This is a genomic window from Streptomyces sp. AK08-02, assembly GCF_033795085.1.
In the GTDB taxonomy this organism is placed as follows: domain Bacteria; phylum Actinomycetota; class Actinomycetes; order Streptomycetales; family Streptomycetaceae; genus Streptomyces; species Streptomyces echiniscabiei.
Map to the genome: position 1 here is coordinate 1 of NZ_JARAZV010000003.1, position 17,715 is coordinate 17,715.

The 17,715-nt window shown below is 71.0% G+C and carries 15 protein-coding genes and 1 pseudogene; 8 read left to right on the forward strand and 8 right to left on the reverse strand.

Annotation, left to right across the window (positions count from 1 at the left end):
* The 4 genes from pgi to PV734_RS06395 form a co-directional block, all read left to right on the forward strand.
* The coding region (gene pgi, locus PV734_RS06380) for a glucose-6-phosphate isomerase (protein ID WP_319288902.1) at positions 1 to 937 on the forward strand (937 nt) is incomplete at its 5' end.
* 1 nt (position 938) lies between these two features.
* Positions 939 to 1,817, forward strand: a complete 879-nt coding sequence (gene gnd, locus PV734_RS06385) for a phosphogluconate dehydrogenase (NAD(+)-dependent, decarboxylating) (protein ID WP_319094788.1) — start codon at positions 939 to 941, stop codon at positions 1,815 to 1,817.
* 6 nt (positions 1,818 to 1,823) lie between these two features.
* On the forward strand, positions 1,824 to 2,423 hold the full coding sequence (locus PV734_RS06390) for a histidine phosphatase family protein (protein WP_319288903.1): 600 nt from the start codon (positions 1,824 to 1,826) through the stop codon (positions 2,421 to 2,423).
* Positions 2,424 to 2,525: 102 nt separating this feature from the next.
* Entirely contained in the window at positions 2,526 to 3,995 is a 1,470-nt protein-coding gene (locus PV734_RS06395; protein WP_319288904.1) for a membrane-associated oxidoreductase, read from the forward strand.
* 19 nt (positions 3,996 to 4,014) lie between these two features.
* Here PV734_RS06395 and PV734_RS06400 read toward each other — a convergent pair whose 3' ends face one another.
* Together PV734_RS06400 and PV734_RS06405 are read right to left on the reverse strand one after the other, a co-directional pair.
* A complete protein-coding gene (locus PV734_RS06400; RefSeq protein WP_319288905.1) occupies positions 4,015 to 5,844 on the reverse strand; it encodes a bifunctional sugar phosphate isomerase/epimerase/4-hydroxyphenylpyruvate dioxygenase family protein in 1,830 nt (609 codons plus the stop codon).
* 97 nt (positions 5,845 to 5,941) lie between these two features.
* Positions 5,942 to 6,820, reverse strand: a complete 879-nt coding sequence (locus tag PV734_RS06405) for a shikimate dehydrogenase (RefSeq protein WP_319094784.1) — start codon at positions 6,818 to 6,820, stop codon at positions 5,942 to 5,944.
* A gap of 150 nt (positions 6,821 to 6,970) precedes the next feature.
* On the opposite strand from PV734_RS06405, the gene PV734_RS06410 reads away from it, so the two are divergent.
* Positions 6,971 to 7,633 (forward strand): TetR family transcriptional regulator, encoded by a 663-nt coding sequence (locus tag PV734_RS06410; protein ID WP_319288906.1) that lies wholly within the window; start codon positions 6,971 to 6,973, stop codon positions 7,631 to 7,633.
* 304 nt (positions 7,634 to 7,937) lie between these two features.
* Positions 7,938 to 9,311, forward strand: coding sequence for an MFS transporter (locus tag PV734_RS06415; protein WP_319288907.1), 1,374 nt, complete (start codon positions 7,938 to 7,940; stop codon positions 9,309 to 9,311).
* A gap of 128 nt (positions 9,312 to 9,439) precedes the next feature.
* On the opposite strand, the pseudogene PV734_RS06420 reads toward PV734_RS06415, so the two are convergent.
* Positions 9,440 to 10,345: pseudogene (locus tag PV734_RS06420) on the reverse strand (PQQ-binding-like beta-propeller repeat protein); the annotation flags it as partial.
* A gap of 270 nt (positions 10,346 to 10,615) precedes the next feature.
* Here PV734_RS06420 and PV734_RS06425 point away from each other — a divergent pair.
* Both PV734_RS06425 and PV734_RS06430 read left to right on the forward strand, forming a co-directional pair.
* Complete coding sequence (locus PV734_RS06425) at positions 10,616 to 11,203, forward strand: MFS transporter (protein ID WP_415924160.1); 588 nt, start codon at positions 10,616 to 10,618, stop codon at positions 11,201 to 11,203.
* A 60-nt stretch (positions 11,204 to 11,263) separates the two neighbouring features.
* Positions 11,264 to 12,490 carry a serine hydrolase domain-containing protein gene (locus PV734_RS06430; RefSeq protein WP_319094781.1) on the forward strand — a complete coding sequence of 409 codons (1,227 nt, stop codon included), beginning with the start codon at positions 11,264 to 11,266 and terminating at the stop codon, positions 12,488 to 12,490.
* A 43-nt stretch (positions 12,491 to 12,533) separates the two neighbouring features.
* Here PV734_RS06430 and PV734_RS06435 read toward each other — a convergent pair whose 3' ends face one another.
* The 5 genes from PV734_RS06435 to ribA form a co-directional block, all read right to left on the reverse strand.
* Positions 12,534 to 13,742: a saccharopine dehydrogenase family protein gene (locus PV734_RS06435; protein ID WP_319094779.1), complete on the reverse strand. Its 1,209-nt coding sequence runs from the start codon at positions 13,740 to 13,742 to the stop codon at positions 12,534 to 12,536.
* Positions 13,739 to 14,809, reverse strand: coding sequence for a saccharopine dehydrogenase (locus PV734_RS06440; RefSeq protein ID WP_319288908.1), 1,071 nt, complete (start codon positions 14,807 to 14,809; stop codon positions 13,739 to 13,741). The genes PV734_RS06435 and PV734_RS06440 overlap by 4 nt, the downstream gene beginning before the upstream one ends.
* Positions 14,806 to 15,957 carry an FAD-binding oxidoreductase gene (locus PV734_RS06445; RefSeq protein ID WP_319094777.1) on the reverse strand — a complete coding sequence of 384 codons (1,152 nt, stop codon included), beginning with the start codon at positions 15,955 to 15,957 and terminating at the stop codon, positions 14,806 to 14,808. The genes PV734_RS06440 and PV734_RS06445 overlap by 4 nt, the downstream gene beginning before the upstream one ends.
* Positions 15,954 to 16,934 carry an ornithine cyclodeaminase family protein gene (locus PV734_RS06450; protein WP_319288909.1) on the reverse strand — a complete coding sequence of 327 codons (981 nt, stop codon included), beginning with the start codon at positions 16,932 to 16,934 and terminating at the stop codon, positions 15,954 to 15,956. Before PV734_RS06450 ends, PV734_RS06445 begins: the two co-directional genes overlap by 4 nt.
* A 113-nt stretch (positions 16,935 to 17,047) precedes the next feature.
* Positions 17,048 to 17,704: a GTP cyclohydrolase II gene (gene ribA, locus PV734_RS06455; protein WP_319094775.1), complete on the reverse strand. Its 657-nt coding sequence runs from the start codon at positions 17,702 to 17,704 to the stop codon at positions 17,048 to 17,050.
* Positions 17,705 to 17,715: the final 11 nt, after the last annotated feature.

Consider the following 17,715-nt stretch of genomic DNA (forward strand, 5'->3'; position numbering starts at 1 on the left):
TTTCGTGGCGCTGTCGACGAACGAGGGGAAGGTCGCCGGCTTCGGGATCGACACGGCGAACATGTTCGAGTTCTGGGACTGGGTCGGCGGCCGGTACTCCTTCGACTCGGCGATCGGGCTGTCGTTGATGATCGCGATCGGTCCGGAGCGGTTCAGGGAGATGCTGGACGGGTTCGCGCTGGTCGACGACCACTTCCGCATGGCACCGGCGGAGGCCAACGCGCCGCTGCTGCTGGGCCTGTTGGGGATCTGGTACGGGAACTTCTTCGGTGCGCAGTCGCATGCGGTGCTGCCGTACTCGCATTATCTGTCGAAGTTCACGGCGTATCTGCAGCAGTTGGACATGGAGTCCAACGGCAAGTCCGTCGACCGTGACGGGCAGCCGGTGGAGTGGGAGACCGGGCCGGTGGTGTGGGGCACGCCGGGGACGAACGGGCAGCACGCGTACTACCAGTTGATCCATCAGGGGACGAAGGTCATTCCGGCGGACTTCATCGGCTTCGCCGAGCCGGTCGCCGAGCTGAGTGACGAACTCAAGGGGCAGCACGACCTGTTGATGGCCAACTTCTTCGCGCAGACGCAGGCGCTGGCCTTCGGCAAGACGCCGGAGGAGGTACGGGCCGAGGGGGTGCCGGATGAGTTGGTCGCGCACAAGACGTTCCAGGGCAACCACCCGACGACCACCGTCCTCGCCCGCGAGCTGACCCCCTCCGTCCTCGGGCAGCTGATCGCGCTCTACGAACACAAGGTGTTCGTCCAGGGCGCCGTCTGGAACATCGACTCCTTCGACCAGTGGGGCGTCGAGCTGGGCAAGGTCCTCGCCAAGCGCATCGAGCCCGCACTCACCACCGGGGCGGACGTCCCCGGCCTCGACTCCTCCACCACCGCCCTCGTGGCCACGTACCGCACTCTTCGTGACGCTCAGGAAGTGAACTGACATGCAGATTGGTCTGATCGGTCTCGGCAAGATGGGCGGCAACATGCGCGAGCGCATCCGCCGCGCCGGCCACACCGTCATCGGCTACGACCGCAACCCCGACGTCTCCGACGTGAGCAGCCTCGCCGAACTGGTCGAGCAGCTCGAAGCGCCGCGTGTGGTCTGGTCGATGGTCCCGGCCGGCGCGGCCACCCAGTCGGTCGTCGACGAACTCGGCGGCCTGCTGTCCGCCGGTGACACGGTCGTCGACGGCGGCAACTCCCGCTGGACGGACGACGAGAAGCACGCCGAGGAACTGGGCACCAAGGGCATCGGTTTCGTCGACGCGGGTGTCTCCGGCGGCGTGTGGGGGCTGCAGAACGGCTACGCCCTGATGGTCGGCGGCGACAAGGAGCACGTCGAGCGGCTCCACCCGATCTTCGAGGCGCTGAAGCCCGAGGGCCCCTACGGCTATGTCCACGCGGGCAAGGTGGGCGCCGGGCACTTCTCGAAGATGGTCCACAACGGCATCGAGTACGCCATGATGCAGGCCTACGCCGAGGGCTGGGAGCTCCTTGAGAAGGTCGACTCCGTCACCGACGTGCGCGAGGTCTTCCGGTCCTGGCAGGACGGCACGGTCATCCGCTCCTGGCTCCTCGACCTGGCGGTCAACGCCCTCGACGAGGACGAGCACCTGGAGCGGCTGCGCGGTTTCGCGCAGGACTCCGGCGAGGGCCGGTGGACGGTCGAGGCAGCCGTCGACAACTCGGTGCCGCTGCCCGCGATCACGGCCTCCCTCTTCGCCCGGTTCGCGTCCCGGCAGGACGACTCCCCGCAGATGAAGATGATCGCGGCGCTGCGCAACCAGTTCGGCGGTCACGCCGTCGAGTCCAAGGAGTAGGAAACCGTGGGTGACCTTCTGCTGGTCCGCCACGGCGAGACGGAGTGGAGCGCGTCGGGACAGCACACCAGCTGGACCGACCTGCCCCTCACCGCGCACGGCGAGGAACAGGCCGAGTCCCTCGTCCCGCTCCTCGCCGGACGGACCTTCGCCCGAGTGCTGACCAGTCCTCTCACCCGCGCGGTCCGCACCGCCGAACTCGCGGGCCTGTCCGGGGCGTTGACCGATCCGGACCTGCGCGAGTGGGAGTACGGCGGGTACGAGGGTGTGACGACCGCCGAGATCCAGCGCACGCGGCCCGACTGGTTCCTGTTCACGGACGGGGTGGCGCCCGGTCCGGACGGGCACCCGGGTGAGTCGCCCGAGGAGGTGGGCAGACGCGCGGACCGCGCCCTGAACCACATCACTGACGCGCTCGCGGAGGGGGACGTGGTTCTGGTGGCCCACGGACACTTCCTGCGCGTGCTGACGGCCCGTTATCTCGGGCTGCCGGCCGCCGCCGGACGGCTGTTCCAGCTCGCGACGGGCACGGTCAGCAGGCTCTCCACGGAGCACGACCGCCCGGTGATCGCGGAGTGGAACACCCGTTGGCAGGCGCCGAGTTGAGCCGCTTGTTGTGGTTGGGGCGACTGAAGTGACGATCGGGTCCGGGGCTTTGTCCCCGGACCCGATTGACATGTGTGTCCGGTGCGCGTCAGAGTCGCTCCGATGGAGATCACCGATCTGACGGCGGCCGAGGAGCGAGTGCGTGGCGCCTTCCCCAGGGGCGAGACCGTGGACTTCCGCGAGGGCGACGCCGGGGCCGACAACCCGGACATCGGCCCCGCCTGGGGACCGGAGCGGACGATACGCGCCTCCGTGCTGCGGGCCCTGCTGCTCGACACCGCGCACGAGGACGGTGAGATCCCCAGGCTCCGCCTGTCGGGTGCCCTCATCACAGGGCAACTGAAGCTCGCGTACGCGGTGGTTGACCACCCGCTCCATCTGCGGCACTGCCACTTCGACGAGTCGCCCGACCTCTACGGCACCCGGCTGCGCCAGCTGAATCTGCGCGGCTCGGTGCTCCCCTCGATCAACCTCGCGAGTACGCGGATCGACGGTCCACTGCGCATGACCGACTGCCGGGTGCGGGGGACGGTGTGGCTGGCCGGCGCGGAGATCGCGGGCGCGCTCTTCATGGACGGAACCGAAGTCACCACGTCCGACCCTTCCGTACCGGTGCTCCAGCTCCATCAGGCGGTGCTCGGCGACGGCTTCGCCGCACCCGGACTGCGGGTGCGGGGTGAGATACGGCTCGACGGGGCCACGGTGGGAGGGTCGATCAGCCTGGACGACGCCGATCTCGGCAACCCCGGCGGGCACGCCCTGTGCGCCCGGTCCCTCGAAGTGCGGTCCGACGTACGGGCGCGGAATCTCCGCACCCAGGGAGGCGTCGATCTGCGCGGCTCCCGGATCGCGGGCTCTCTCGACTTCACGGGGGCGCGGCTGTCCAACCCCGGCGGTACGGCGCTGCGGGCCAGCAGTTGCGTCATCGGGGAGTTGTGGCTGTACCGGTGCGAGCCGATCGAGGGCAGGCTGCATCTGCGCCGCTCCCGGATCGACGTACTGGGCTTCGAGTCGGAGGTCGCACCGGGCGAGGTGCTGTTCAACAACCTCACCTACACGGCGCTCAATCCGCAGGAGCCGGCCCACCGCCGTCTGCCCCTGCTGGAACGCGACGGCGACGGCTATGTCCCGTACGCCTACGAGCAGTTGGCCGCCGCCTACCGCCATGTCGGCGACGAGGCCGCGGCCCGCCGGGTCCAGCTAGCCAAGCTGCGTCGCCACCGGACCACCCTGCCCTGGCTCGGCCGGGTGTGGGGCCACCTCCAGGACCTCACCGTCGGCTACGGCTTCCGCCCGCTGCGCGCCGCCGTCTGGCTGCTGTCGCTGCTGGCGGCCGGCTCGATCGCGTATGCCCTGCACCACCCGCAACCGCTCAAGGCCGACGAGGCACCGCAGTTCAACCCGGTCTTCTACACCCTCGATCTGCTGCTCCCGGTGATCTCCTTCGGCCAGGAGGAGGCCTTCACACCTGTGGGCGGGTACCAGTACCTGTCGTACGTCCTCATCCTGACCGGCTGGATCCTGGCCACCACCGTCATCGCCGGTGTGAGCAGGAGCGTCACCCGGCAGTAGCGGATCGGAACAACTCCATCTACCGAAGCGGGTGTTGTACGTGCTGTGCGGCGAGGCGCACCGGGGCGTTCTGGGCGCCGTAGCCCTGGTAGCCGCCGTCGCGCTGGACCAGTTCGAAGAAGACGCGGCCCACCGTGTGCGTGTAGCAGTGCCTGAACTCGCCCTGCGCGTCACGGTCGTAGAGGATGCCGAGATCGCGGTAGGTCGCCAACTCGCCCTCGGTGAAACGGTATCGGGCCGCGAGGTCGTCGTAGTAGTTCGCGGGGATCGGGAGGAGTCTCCCGCCTGCCGCCCGGAAGCGCCGGGCGGCGGTGACCACGTCGTCCGTGGCGAGCGCGATGTGCTGGGCGCGGGTTCCGTTGTCTGTGGGCGCGGGGCCGACGGCGAGCGCGATACGTACAGTGCCGTCGGCGTTGGTGACGGCCCGGCTGCGGAAGAGCCCGTACGGGTCGGCGACGTCGACGCTCTCCTGGCCGTGCAGCCCGAGCACGCTGCGGTGGAAGAGGGCGGCCTCGTCGAAGTGGTGCCAGGGCTGGGTGAGGGCCAGATGGTCGATGCGGCCGACGCCGGGTTCGGCGGCGTCCAGAGGCTCGAAGTCGGTCCGCCAGTTGGGGAGTTCGGGTCGGTCGGTGGCACAGAAGAAGAGTGCGGTGCCGTCGGGGGCGGCCACCGCGTCGAGCGGGGCGTCCTCGGGGGCGCGGCGGCGGGGCAGGACCGGGGCGAGGAGGGCTTCGGCGCGGCGGGCGGCGCCTGCCGGGTCCGGGGACTCCAGGCCCACGGCGGTGAGTCCGGTGCCGTCGATGGGGGTCCCCCCGCGCGAGCGAAGCCGAGCGTGGGGGAGGTCGGACGGTCCCGTGTTGACAAGGATGCGGATGTCGCCGCGTTCCCAGAGGTCGACGGGTTTGCCGCGGTGGCGGGCGGTACGGGTGAGGCCGAGGGCGCCGAGGACGCCCGCGACCGGTTCGGCGTCGGAGGTGACGAGTTCGGCGAAGGCGATCCCGGTGGGGACGACGGGCTCGGGCAGCGGGGCGAGGCCGATGCTCTCCTGGAGGACGAGGAGTGAGCGGCGGGCGTCGACGGCGGTGGGTCCGGCCTCGGCCTGCCGGAACACGTCGTTGAAGACTTCCAGGGACAGTGGACCGTCGTATCCGGCCCGGACGACGTGTCGCAGGAGGCCCGCGATGTCGAAGCCGCCCTGTCCCGGGAAGCAGCGGTAGTGACGGCTCCACTGGAGCACGTCCATGGCGAGCAGGGGCGCGTCGGCCAGTTGGAGGAAGAAGATCTTCTCGCCGGGGATGTCCTCGATGCCTTCGAGGTCCTTCGGGTCCGACCCCCGGGAGAGAATGTGGAAGCTGTCGAGGCAGGTGCCGAGCGCGGGGTGGCCGGCCGCCTCGACGATGCTCCAGGCGTGGTCGTACGTACTGACGTGCCGTCCCCACGCGAGCGCCTCGTAGGCGACGCGCACGCCGAACTGCTGGGCCACGTCCGCCAGTCGGGCCAGTTGGGCGGCGGCGAGGGCGTCGTCGTCGAGGGCGAGCGGGGAGACGCTGGAGCAGACGAGGACGGTGTCGGTGCCGAGGCGGCGCATCAGCTCGAACTTGTGCCGGGCGCGGCGCAGGTTGCGGGCGAACTCGTCGTCGGGCACGGCCTCGATGTCGCGCATCGGCTGGTAGAGGTCGATGGTGAGGCCGAGGTCGGCGCAGCGGGCGCGGATCTCCTCGGGGGTGAGGGGGCTGGCGAGCAGGTCGTTCTCGAAGATCTCGACCCCGTCGAAGCCGGCCCGGGAGGCGGCCGTGAGTTTCTCGGTCAGGGTGCCGCTGAGCGACACGGTGGCGATGGACGTACGCAAATGGACCACTCCTCAAGACGCCGGTGACTGCGGCGCCCCGTCAGGGGCGCGGGGAACTGCGCGATCAACCACACACGGCCCTCAGCCGCCCGACCGCCTAACCCACCGAGCTCTCCGCAGCCCCTGCCAACTCCGCGATATCGGCCAGCATCCGCCCGTAGTCGGGCTCACGCCCGGTGAAGAGCCGAAACGCATCCGCAGCCTGGAACACAGCCATCCCACCCCCGTCAAGAGTGGCGCAGCCCACCGACCGGGCCTTGCGCAACAGCTCCGTCTCCAACGGCCGGTACACCACCTCGGCAACCCAGAGCCCGGGACGCAGCAGCTCCGCCGGGAAGGGCAACCCGGGATGCGCGGCCATCCCGGTGGGCGTCGCATGCACGATGCCGTCGGCCCCGCCGATCAGACCCGCCAGCCGGTCGGGGGTGGCAGCGGTCGCGCGCCCGGCACCGAAATGCCGGTTCAGCGAAGCCGCAAGATCAGCCGCCCGCTCGGGCAGCGCGTCGACGACGGTGACCTGACCGGCGCCGAGGGTGAGGGTGGCGTGGGCGACGGCCGCGCCCGCGCCACCGGCCCCGAGCTGCACGACCCGGTCCAGCGGAGCGTCGGGCAGGCCGCGGGCGAAGGACGCGGCGAAACCGGTCACGTCCGTGTTGTGGCCGACGGCGCGGCCGTCCTCGAAGACCACGGTGTTGACGGCGCCGAGCGCCTCGGCCTGCGGATCGAGGCCGTCGAGGTGTTCGATGACGAGCTGCTTGCACGGATGCGTGATGTTCAGCCCGTCGAACCCGAGGTCTCGGGCGGCCCGTACGAGATCGCCCACCGCATGTGCCTCGACACGCAGCGTCTCGATGTCGATCAGCCGGTACAGATAGCGCAGCCCCTGCCGGTCGGCCTCCCGCTCGTGCAGCGCGGGGCTCAGCGACGGGCCGATGCCTGAGCCGATGAGCCCGACGAGAAACGAGTCCTTGGCCACGGCGGACCTCCTGTGCGGCTGCGGCTCACAATTAATGTACGAACTAGTACGTTAGCTATATCAGCACTGGAGGGCCGCGGGGAAGCCCCGGGGAGTGCTTCGGCGGTGCTTCTAGAATCACGGGACTGGCCCCTCGCCCGAAGGAACCCGATGACCAGCGCCGAAGAACCGGTACACGCAGGCGGGCGCATCCGCGACGCCGCCAGGACCAGGGCCGAGATTCTCGACGTGGCCACCAAGGAGTTCGCGCGGGCCGGCCTGGCGGGGGCCCGCGTGGACGAGATCGCCGCGCTCACCCGTACCACCAAGCGGATGATCTACTACTACTTCGGCGGCAAGGAGCAGCTGTTCACAGCCGTCCTGGAGCACGCGTACTCCGTGATCCGGCAGGCCGAACAGGACCTCGACGTCGAGCATCTGGACCCGGTCGCGGCGATCCGGCGGCTGGCGGAGCTCACCTTCGACCACCACGAGGCGCACCCCGACTTCATCCGCCTGGTGAGCATCGAGAACATCCACGAGGCTGAGCACATCGCCGCCTCCGAGCAGCTGGGGAAGATCGGTTCGCCCGCGCTGGAGGTGATCCGCCGGATCCTGGCGTCCGGCCGCGCGTCGGGCCTTTTCACCGCCGAGGTGGACGCCGTCGACCTGCACGCCATGATCAGCTCCTTCTGCTTCTTCCGGGTGGCCAACCGGCACACCTTCGGCGCCCTGTTCGGCCGCGACCTGACGGCTCCGGACCAGCGGGAGCACTACCGGGCGATGCTCGGCGACATGGTCATCGCCTATCTGACGGCGGACCGTACGGCCTGACGAGGGCCACGCGGGGTCGGCACGGGGACTTCGCGGGGCCGCACGGGGACTTCGTGGCGGCCGATCGAGGACCGCGGGGCGTCGTGCGGGGTCGGCGATGGGCAAGATCCTTCGCCGCGACCTCTTGACACCCGGGAAACGTGGGCGCAACATCCGTAGCCACCGCTACTAACTACCCAGTGGGTTAATTAGCCGGGTCGCTCCCGGTACAGCCGTCCCGTCACCCCAGGGGTCCGGCATCCTCCCCCCTCCCTCCCCCTCCGCTCACTCCACCCAGGGTGGAGTACCCCCGAAGGAGCATGCCGTGGCGGATTCCGTCGCACCCCGCGACCCCGCAGCACCCCTGGACGCCCCAGCCGGCGGCCAGCCGAGGAAGGCCGCCACGGCCGCCTGGATCGGCAGCGCCCTGGAGTACTACGACTTCTTCATCTACGGCAGTGCCGCCGCCCTGATCTTCCCCAAGGTCTTCTTCGACGAGTCCGACCCGGCCACCGCGACCCTGCTGTCGCTGGCCACCTTCGGGGTCGCGTACGCCGCCCGACCGGTCGGGGCGCTCTTCCTCGGTCACTTCGGCGACCGGGTCGGCCGTAAGAAGATCATGGTCTTCACGCTGATCCTGATGGGTCTGTCGACGTTCCTCATCGGCTGTCTGCCCACCCGCGACCAGGTCGGCACCCTCGCCCCGGTCCTGCTCGTGCTCTGCCGCGTCCTCCAGGGCATCTCGGCCGCCGGTGAGCAGGCGAGCGCCAACTCCATGACGCTCGAACACGCCCCGCCGGGCAGGCGCGGCTTCTTCACAAGCTTCACCCTGAGCGGCACCCAGGGCGGCCAGCTCCTCGCCACGCTGGTCTTCATCCCGATCGCCGCGATGCCCGAGGACCAACTCCTGTCCTGGGGCTGGCGGGTGCCGTTCTGGCTGAGCATCGCGGTCGCCGTCGTCGGCTACGTCATCCGCCGCAAGCTGGAGGAGACTCCGGCCTTCGCCCAGCAGACCGCCGCCGAGGGCGTCGTGAAGCTGCCGCTGCTGATCCTGCTGCGTGAGCACTGGGCGGACGTCCTGCGGGTCGTCGCGGGCGCGCTGGTCGCCTCGGTCTCCACGATCTTCACGGTGTGGGCGCTGGCGTACGCGACCAGCGACGCGGTCGGCATGGACCGCACGTCCATGCTGTGGGTGGCCGCGCTCGCCAATGTGGTCGCGCTGGCCGCGATCCCGCTCTGGGCCACACTGTCCGACCGCATCGGCCGCCGTCCGGTGTTCCTGGTCGGCGCCGCCGGCAGCGCGGTCATGATGTTCCTCTACCTCTGGGCGATCTCCACGGGCTCGTACCCGCTGATCATGGGTCTCGGCATCGTCACCTTCGGTGTGGTCTACAGCGCCGCGAACGGCACCTGGCCCTCTTTCTACGGTGAGATGTTCTCGACCCGGGTACGGCTGTCGGGCATGGCGATCGGCACGCAGATCGGCTTCGCGGTCGCCGGTTTCGCGGTCACCTTCGCCGCGGAGATCGCCGGGCCGGACGGGGACGACTGGTCCTCCGTCGCCCTGTTCACGGCCGCTCTGTGCGTCCCGCCGGTGCTGGCCGCGATCACGGCACGCGAGACACACCGGGTGCCCACCGAGCGACTCGGTGAACGCGCCGTGGAGAACCCGGCGAAGCGCGAGACCGTGTCGGCCTGAGCCCCGCCACGCCCGGGTCCCCGACAGCGACGGACTGTCGGGGACCTGGGATGTCACGGCCGGGCCGGAGGGGAATCCTCGGAACCGGGGCCAGGGGTGACCGCCGGATCCGGCCGCCACCCCGCCGCTCACTGCCCGTACGCGACCAGCAGGCTGGTGGCCGGAACCACCACGAGCCCGCCGCCCGCACCGAGACCGGTCAGCGGCTGGGACACGTTGTGCTCGTCGGGCTCGTCGATCGACGCGCCGACGTCGGTGGACCAGACGGACTGACCGGTGGCGCCGTTGAGCGCCCACAGCCGACCGCTCCGCGAGCCGACGTAGACGTAACCGTTGACGACGATCGGCGCCGTACTGATCTCGCCGTCGCCCTCGAAGCTCCAGCGACTGGCCAGCGTGCGGCTGTGCCGCTCCTGGAGGACACCGTTGTCGACGAAGTAGCCCTGGCGGCCGTCGAAGGCCGGTGCCGGTGACCAGCCCGCGGCCTGGTACGTGCCGCGGACCTTTCCGTCGGCGGCGTTGAGGACCGTGGGGGTCATCCCGGCGTCGTCGCGAACCCAGACACCGCCGTCGGCGACAACAGGGGTACGGCCCCCGCCGCCGGAGCACTCGGTGTCGTGGTGCCAGAGCGGGTCGCCCGACTTGGGGGCGAAGGCGTACGTCTGCTCGCAGGCGTACGAGACATAGACCCCGTTGGCCGTGACGGCGGGCGAGCTGTTGTCCCCGTTCGCGACCGGCCGGGTCCACAGCACCGCACCGCCGGCCGCGTCCACCGCGTACAGGGTGCCGCCCGAGCCGGCGCCACCCGTGTACACCACGCCGCCGGCGAAAGTGGGCGGCGAGGTGAAGGAATACTGCCCGGGCAGCGAGACGGTCCAGAGCTTCTTGCCACTGGCCGGGTTGAACGCCGTCAGCTCGCCGTCGTAGTTCTGGGCGTAGAGTCGGCCGCCCCCGTAGGCGAGCGCTGACCACCAGTAGGTACCACCGAGGTCGACGGGCGCCCAGGCGTCCTTGCCCGTCGCCGCGTCAAGGGCGTGGAGGACGGTGCCGTACCCGCTCGGCGAGGAAGCGGTGGCGAAGACGCGCCCGCCGGCATCGCCGCGGCGATGCGCGCGGGTGGATCAACTCCGGAGGCGGTTGCCCGCCTCCGGCTCTCATAGTCCTTCGAATACATCCCAACCGCTTTCTATTTTCCTGTAGTTGGCCACCGCCACGACTTCGCGCGACGATCAGCCGTCCTCGCACGCCACGAACGGCGTACCCCTGACCCCCTGCTGCCGCCCGACGTGCTCGGATCGGCCGTCGTGGGTGCCGCGCCGGGCATTCTCGTGCTCGCGTCGGCTGCGATGTTCGGCACACTCTTCGTGGCCGGTCACGTGCTCCAGGGTGAGCTGGGCATGGACCCGCTGCGCACCGCTCTGGCCGCGCTGCCCGGCGGCGTCGCGATGGTGCTGGGAGCTCCGTGGGCCGGCGTACCGCTGCGTCGGTACGGGGCTCGGCGGACGACCACGGCAGGCCTGGTCCTGCTCGCGCTCGGGGTGTCCGTCCTGTTCCGGGCGGCCGCAGCCGTGCCGGTGGGCGGTGGATTCCTGCTGCTCGGAGCGGGTTTCGGCACCGTGATGGTGACCGCGACAGCCGTCGTCGTACGACATGCCCCGGTCGGGTCCGCCGGGGTCGCGGGCGGGTTGCGGCAGACCGCGATGAACGTCGGACCGGTCCTCGGGGTGGCCACGGCGGCGACCCTCGCCACCACGGCCGACGGGCTGCGGACCGCGCTGCCCGTGCTCGTGTGTACGGCCCTAGTGGGTGTGCCGGCCGCACTGCGACTGCCGGACATGGGTGCGCGGAGGGCGACGCCTGCCGGGTCCCTGCGCCACCATGGGGGGTCGTAGGCCTGCGGTGATCCTTTCGGGGTATGACAGCACGGCACTTCGAACGACCGGAGGGGAACGATGGCACAGCTGCGACAAGAGGTCGAGCCGAGCGAGGCGGGACTGGACGCGAAGGCGCTGGACCGCCTCGACCAGCACTTCGCCCACGTGGTCGACGAGGGACACCTGCCCGGTTTCCTCGTGTCCGTGGCCCGCGCCGGCCGCGTCGCACACCTCACCACGTACGGCCGGCGCGATGTGGCGGCCGGGCTGCCGGTCGAGGCCGACACACTGTGGCGGATCTACTCCATGAGCAAACCGGTCACCTCGGTGGCCGCGCTGATCCTCCTGGAGGAGGGCCGGCTCTCCCTCACGGACCCCGTCTCCCGTTTCCTGCCGGAGTTCGCCGATCCGCAGGTGTACGTGAGCGGTTCCGGCAGCGACCTCAGCACCCGGACCGCCCAGCCCCTGCTGCTCCGGCATCTGCTGACCCACACGGCGGGCCTCACCTTCGCCTTCTACCACTCGCACCCGGTCGACGCCCTCTACCGCGCCGCCAACCTGGAGTCGTCGGTGGTGCCGGGCTCGACCCTGGCGGAGACCTGCGCGGTGTACGCGCGTCTGCCGCTCCAGTTCGAGCCGGGCACCCAGTGGAACTACTCGGTCGCCACCAACGTCCTGGGCCGGGTCATCGAGGTGGCGTCCGGCCGGCCACTGGACGAGTTCGTCACCGACCGGGTCCTCGGCCCGCTCGGTATGACGGACGCCGGTTTCTGTGTGACCGACGAACAGGCGGACCGGCTGGCCGAGTTGTACGGGGAGACGGAGGACGGTGGCATCGAGCCGACCCCCGGCCTGCCGCTGAGGGGGCGCCCCCGGTTCCTGTCCGGCAGCGGCGGTCTGGTCGCCGGCGCTCACGACTACCACCGGTTCATGGAGATGCTGCGCCGGGGCGGCGAACTCGACGGCGTCCGTATCCTGTCGGCCGACACCGTGGCCCTGATGACCTCCAACCACCTGCCGGGCGACGCCGACCTGCGCACCTTCGGCGCCCGACCGCACGACGAACCCGGCAACGCGGGTGTTGGATTCGGCCTCGGGGTCTCGGTGGTGATCGACCCGGAGCGCACCCTGGCCCCGGCCGGCCTCGGCACGTACGGCTGGAGCGGAGTGGCGACGACGACGTTCTGGGTCGACCCGGGCCGTGATCTGACAGTGCAGTTCATGACCCAGGTGCGACACAGGACCAGCCGGCCGTACTGGCAGGACCTCAAGCGTCTGGTGCACGAGGCGGTCGTCACCGGATAGACGACCGCCGACCAGTTGCCGACAGGCGGGGAGCGCGCCGCCGTCAGCCGACGGTGAGCCTGAACTCCAGTCCCTCCCCGCCGAGTTCGCCCAGCCACTCGTCGGATCGCCGTGCCGTCTCGGCGGCGCGGCTCAGGCCGGGCGGCAGGGAACCGTCGAGGATGTGTCCGACGCCAAGGGCCAGCGTGCGGGAGACGCAGCGGGCCATCGCGCTCTCGGCCGCGTCGCCCTGCAGGTCGAGGAGATAGCGGCCGGACCAGCTCCGCCGGCGCCCGGAACCACCGTCCCCGTCTTCCTCCGCCCCCTCCGTGTGCTCGTCCGCGTCCACCTCCACCTCCAGGGACACGGCGAGGACCACGCGGTCGCGGTCGGCGTCGGTCGTCGGGTAGCGCGCCGCCAACTCCCTCGCCAGGGCGCCGATCCGCTCGTCGTCGCCGCCCTTCAGCTCCTCGAAGACGCTGTCCCAGGCGGTGAGCCAGCCGTCCAGGCGCAGGGTGCCCCGGACGAAGGCCCGCGCCTGCCATGCCGTCGGCAGCTCGTACTGCTCGACGAACGGCACGCTGTCCCGGTTCGGGTACACCTCGAAGGTCTCGCCGTCGATGACGTGCGGACGGGTGACCTCCCAGGGCCGGTCGGCGACCGTCTCGGCGCCGTCCTCGATGTAACGGGCGGGCGAGCGAAGGGCGTTGAGCACTCCGGTCGGCGCCCAGCTGAACCGGTACCTGAAGTCGTTGGGCACCGCGGGGATGCCTCCGCAGTACGACGTGAGGCGGTACGAGGCCGGCGTGCCGGTGCCGATGGCGTGCTCGGCGCGGGTGACCAGGCTGTGCGCGAAGAGGTGGTCGATGCCCGGGTCCAGCCCGCACTCGGTGAGGACGACCAGACCGGCCGCCTCGGCCGCCGGAACCTGTTCGAGTACCGCCTCCGACACATAGCTCGAACACGCGAAGTGGGCGCCGCCCCGGACGCAGGCCGCCAGCAGTGGGGCGTGCTCGGGCGCCGGGAGCATGGAGACGACCACGTCTCCGGGAGCCAGTTCGGCGGTGAGCGCCGGGAGGCTGTAGGCGCGGGGTTCGGCGCGGCCGGTGAGCCCCAGGTGGGCGAGAGCCTCGGCCGCTCGGTCCGCCGTGCGGTGCCACACCCGTACCTCTCGCACGGCGTCGCTGTCACAGAGCGCGGCCAGTCCGCCGCCCGTGGACAGACCCGCGCCGATCCAGTGGACGGTACCGCTCGCGGGAACCTTGTCCGTCATGCGCCCACTCCCCCTTCGCTTCCCGACTCGCCCTTGACCAGGCCGAGTTCACGGCATGTCTCGTCGAACCGTGCCAGACAGCGCGCCCAGGCGCCGCCCACCTCGAAGTCGAGCAGCTGGGGCACCAGGTCGGCCGAGAAGTCCGTGCTGGCCTCGCGGGGCAGCAGGGAGGGCAGGTTGTCGATGGCGATCAGGTCGAGCGGCGGCTCGTCCCGCAGCCTGCGCACGGGGTCGTCCCAGGTGGTGGCGGTGTCGTACACCGGGAGGAGGTTCATGGGCGAGCCGACGTCGACGGTGACGTCCGAGAGGGTACGGAGGCGGCGGCCGGGGGTCTCCAGATCCTCGTCCGTCAGGAAGGGCGGCACCGGGCTGGTGGTGAGGACGGTGTTGACCAGCAACTCGTGGGCCATCAGGGCCGGTCGGTCCAGGTCCCGCGTCTCGGCCAGGTCCCAGCAGGTCGGCTCCACGCCGGCCTCGGTGAGCGCGACGCGTGCCCCGCGTCCGCTGCGGCCCAGTGCGCCGATCACCAACGCGCTCAACTCCTCCTTACTGGAACGGAGTTCGGAGGCCAACTCCTCCTGAGTGGTCGGCCGCAACGGAGTCGTGAGCCTGCCCCGGTGCTGGAGCACGGCGAGGGCCGCCCCCAGATATCCGGCCCAGTAGCCGAAGGCGGCCAGCCTGCGCCCCCGGTCGTCCGCCAGATACTCCAGGTCCAGCAGCGCCCCGCCCCCGGCGACGAAGCGGCGCAGCAGCTCGACCGCGCCCGGCTGGCCCTTGTAGGCGTGCCCGAAGAAGATGTGCCGGTGGCGCAACTCGCCCGGCCGGTCGGGGAGTTCCTTGAGTCCGACGATCACCGCGTCCGAGGGGGCGGAGACCCAGGAGCCGGCGTCCGCGGTGCCGCAGCCGACAGCCTCGTACTCCTCGGTCGGAAAGATCCGCTGCGGGGACTCCTCGACGGTCAGACGCACCCCCCGCTCGACGAGCCGGCGGGCGTCGGACGGGACGACGGGTGTGCGGCGTTCGGTCGTACGGGTCTCGTGGCGCAGCCACAAGTGGAGCTCGGTCATACGAGGTTGACCTCCGGGCGCAGGGCATCGGCCGCGAAACGGCCGGCGTTCAAGGGGCTGATGTCGACGAAGGGTACGCGGCCGAGGCAGAGGTCACGGACCACCTCGCCGACCGCCGGTCCCTGGAGGAAACCGTGGCCGGAGAACCCCGTCGCGTAGAGGAACCGGGAGGGTGAACTCGCCTCCCCGATCAGGGCGTTGTGGTCCGGCGTGATCTCGTACAGGCCCGCCCAGCCGCCTGTGCGGCGCAGGTCGAGCAGGGCGGGCGCCCGGTGTTCCATCGCCTCGTACAGACGGGGGATCCAGCGGTCGTGGGTGTCGGTGGCGAAGCCGGTCGTCTCGTCGGGGTCGGACATGCCGAGGAGCAGGCCGGGTCCCTCGCTGTGGAAGTAGAGGCTGCTGCTGAAGTCGATGGTCATGGGGAGCGTGGGCGGCAGTCCTGGGACCGGTTCGGTGACCGCGATCTGGCGGCGCAGGGGGTCGACGGGCAGGTCGACGCCCGCCATCGCGCCGACCGCCCGTGACCAGGCGCCGGCCGCGCAGACCACGGTGCCGGTGGCGATCCGTCCCTTGTCCGTGACCACGGCCGTGAGGGTGTCGCCGTCGCGTTCGATGCCGGTGACCTCGGTGTGGCGCAGGACGGTCGCGCCGTGGCGCCGGGCGGCGGCGGCATAGCCGTGGACCACCGCTTCCGGTGTGCAGTGACCGTCGGCGGGCGAGTAGGCCGCCGCCAGCAGGCCGTCGGCGGTGATGAGCGGGGACAGCCGGCGTGCCTCGGCGGGGGTGAGCATCCGGCTGGGCACGCCCAGGCCGTTCTGCAGCGCGACCCCCGCCTCGAAGGACGCGACGTCCTCGGGCGTGGAGAGGAGGAAGAGATAGCCGACCCGGTGCAGTCCGATGTCGTGCCCGATCTCCTCCCCGAACCGTCCGAACGCCTCCAGGCTGCGCGCCCCGAGCTGGATGTTGAGCTCGTCGGAGAACTGCGCCCGGACCCCGCCGGCGGCGCGCGAGGTGGACCCGGAGGCCAGTTCGTCACGCTCGACGAGCACCACGTCCCGTACGCCCGCCCGGGCCAGGTGGTAGGCGATGCTCGTACCCATCACCCCGCCGCCGATCACGACCACCTCGGCCCGCTGCGGGGCGCTCATCGCCCGGCCCCTCTCGCCGCGTGGATGACGGCCCAGGCCGCCGCCGCGTCCTGCACGCCGAGGCCGACGCTGTTGTAGAAGACGATGTCGTCGGGGCCGGTGCGGGCGGTCCGTGCGCCCGTGAGGACCTCCCCCAGCCCGATCAGGTCCTCGCGGGACAGCAGGCGGTCCCGGAGAGCGTCGACCACCGGTCCGGCGTGTTCCGCCGCCGTCGCCGGGTCGTCGACCACGACGGCCGCCGCCCGCCGTACGACCCCGGCGTCCACCTCGCTGCGGTCCGGCTCGAAGGACCCCACGCTGACCACCGTGCACCCGGGCGCGAGCCACGCACCGCGCACGACGGGGGTGGCGCTGAGGGTGCAGGCCGCGACCAGGGAGGCACCGGTCACCGCCTCCCGGGGGGTGCCGGTCGCCTCGGCGGCGATGCCGAGTTCGGCCGCGAGCAGCTCCGCCGCCCGCGCGCGCCGCTCCGGGTTCGGGCTCCACACCCGTACGGACTTCAGGTCACGTACCCGGGCGACGGCCCGCGCGTGGGCGAGCGCCTGGGTGCCCGAGCCGATGAGGGCCAGTTCGGCGCTGTCGGCGGTGGACAGCGCGTCGAAGGCCACGGCGCTGGCGGCGGCCGTACGCAGGGTCGTGACGGCCGTGCCGTCCATGACGGCGGCGAGTTCGCCCGTCACCGGGTCGAGGGCGGTGATGACGGCGTGCACGCTCGGCAGGCCGGCCGCCGCGTTGCCGGGGTTGACACTGCCGAACTTCGCCACCGCGCCGGTGTCCAGGGACAGCCGGGAGACGTACGCGAAGACCACACTGTCGTCGAAGCGGCTGGGATGCATGATCTTCCCGGGCAGATCGGGCTGACTCGCGCCACCCGCGCCCAGCGCGCCGAACGCCGCGCGCTGCGAGGCGATCGCCGTGTCGGCGTCGAGGAGGGCCGTCACCCGGTCCCGGGAGAGGAAGAGGACATCGTCGGTCATTCCCTCTTCCTTTCCGGAATCGGGGCTTCTGGCACCCCCCGCGCGCATCCGAATGACGCGCGCCCCCTGATCGGGACTCCCGGCCGGCTCTCCCGGTCAGACGGTCGGCCGGGTCAGGACCAGTGCGCCACCGCGTCGAGGTGCGGCAGGACGTGGTCGAGACGCTCGCGCTTGGTCCGCAGGTACGTGATGTTGTTCTCGCACGGCGGGATCAGCAGCGGTACGTCCTCGGCGATCTTGATGCCGTGGCGGACCAGCGCCTCACGCTTGCGCGGGTTGTTGGACATCAGGCGCACCGAACGCACCCCGAGGTCGTGCAGGATCTCCGCGGCGACGCCGTAGTCACGGGAGTCCACCGGCAGACCCTGCGCGAGGTTCGCCTCGACGGTGTCCAGTCCCTCCGCCTGAAGCTGCATCGCGCGCAGCTTGGCGAGCAGTCCGATACCCCGGCCCTCATGCCCTCTGAGGTAGACGAGAATGCCGCTTCCCTCGGCGACTATCGCGCGCAGCGCCGAGTCGAGCTGGTCCCCGCATTCGCAGTGCTGGGAGCCGAAGGCGTCGCCGGTCAGGCATTCGGAATGCAGCCTGGTGAGAACGTCGTCCTCGGCTATCTCGCCGTAGACCAGCGCCACTTGCTCGTCACCGCGATCGTGGTCCATGTATCCGACCGCCTGGAAATCGCCGTACACGGTGGGCAACGGCGCATTCACCACGCGTTCCACTCCCGAGGCCTGGGAGGCTTTGCCGAGTACGCCAAGTTTTTCTGTCATGATCTGGTTCC

What these genes read in the sequence shown, in the direction of transcription:
- gnd (WP_319094788.1), top strand. Translation starts at nt 939, where the DNA reads ATGCAGATTGGTCTGATCGGTCTCGGCAAGATGGGCGGCAACATGCGC.
- PV734_RS06395 (WP_319288904.1), top strand. Translation starts at nt 2,526, where the DNA reads ATGGAGATCACCGATCTGACGGCGGCCGAGGAGCGAGTGCGTGGCGCC.
- PV734_RS06410 (WP_319288906.1), top strand. Translation starts at nt 6,971, where the DNA reads ATGACCAGCGCCGAAGAACCGGTACACGCAGGCGGGCGCATCCGCGAC.
- PV734_RS06430 (WP_319094781.1), top strand. Translation starts at nt 11,264, where the DNA reads ATGGCACAGCTGCGACAAGAGGTCGAGCCGAGCGAGGCGGGACTGGAC.
- PV734_RS06435 (WP_319094779.1), bottom strand. Translation starts at nt 13,742, where the DNA reads ATGACGGACAAGGTTCCCGCGAGCGGTACCGTCCACTGGATCGGCGCG.
- PV734_RS06440 (WP_319288908.1), bottom strand. Translation starts at nt 14,809, where the DNA reads ATGACCGAGCTCCACTTGTGGCTGCGCCACGAGACCCGTACGACCGAA.
- PV734_RS06445 (WP_319094777.1), bottom strand. Translation starts at nt 15,957, where the DNA reads ATGAGCGCCCCGCAGCGGGCCGAGGTGGTCGTGATCGGCGGCGGGGTG.
- PV734_RS06450 (WP_319288909.1), bottom strand. Translation starts at nt 16,934, where the DNA reads ATGACCGACGATGTCCTCTTCCTCTCCCGGGACCGGGTGACGGCCCTC.
- ribA (WP_319094775.1), bottom strand. Translation starts at nt 17,704, where the DNA reads ATGACAGAAAAACTTGGCGTACTCGGCAAAGCCTCCCAGGCCTCGGGA.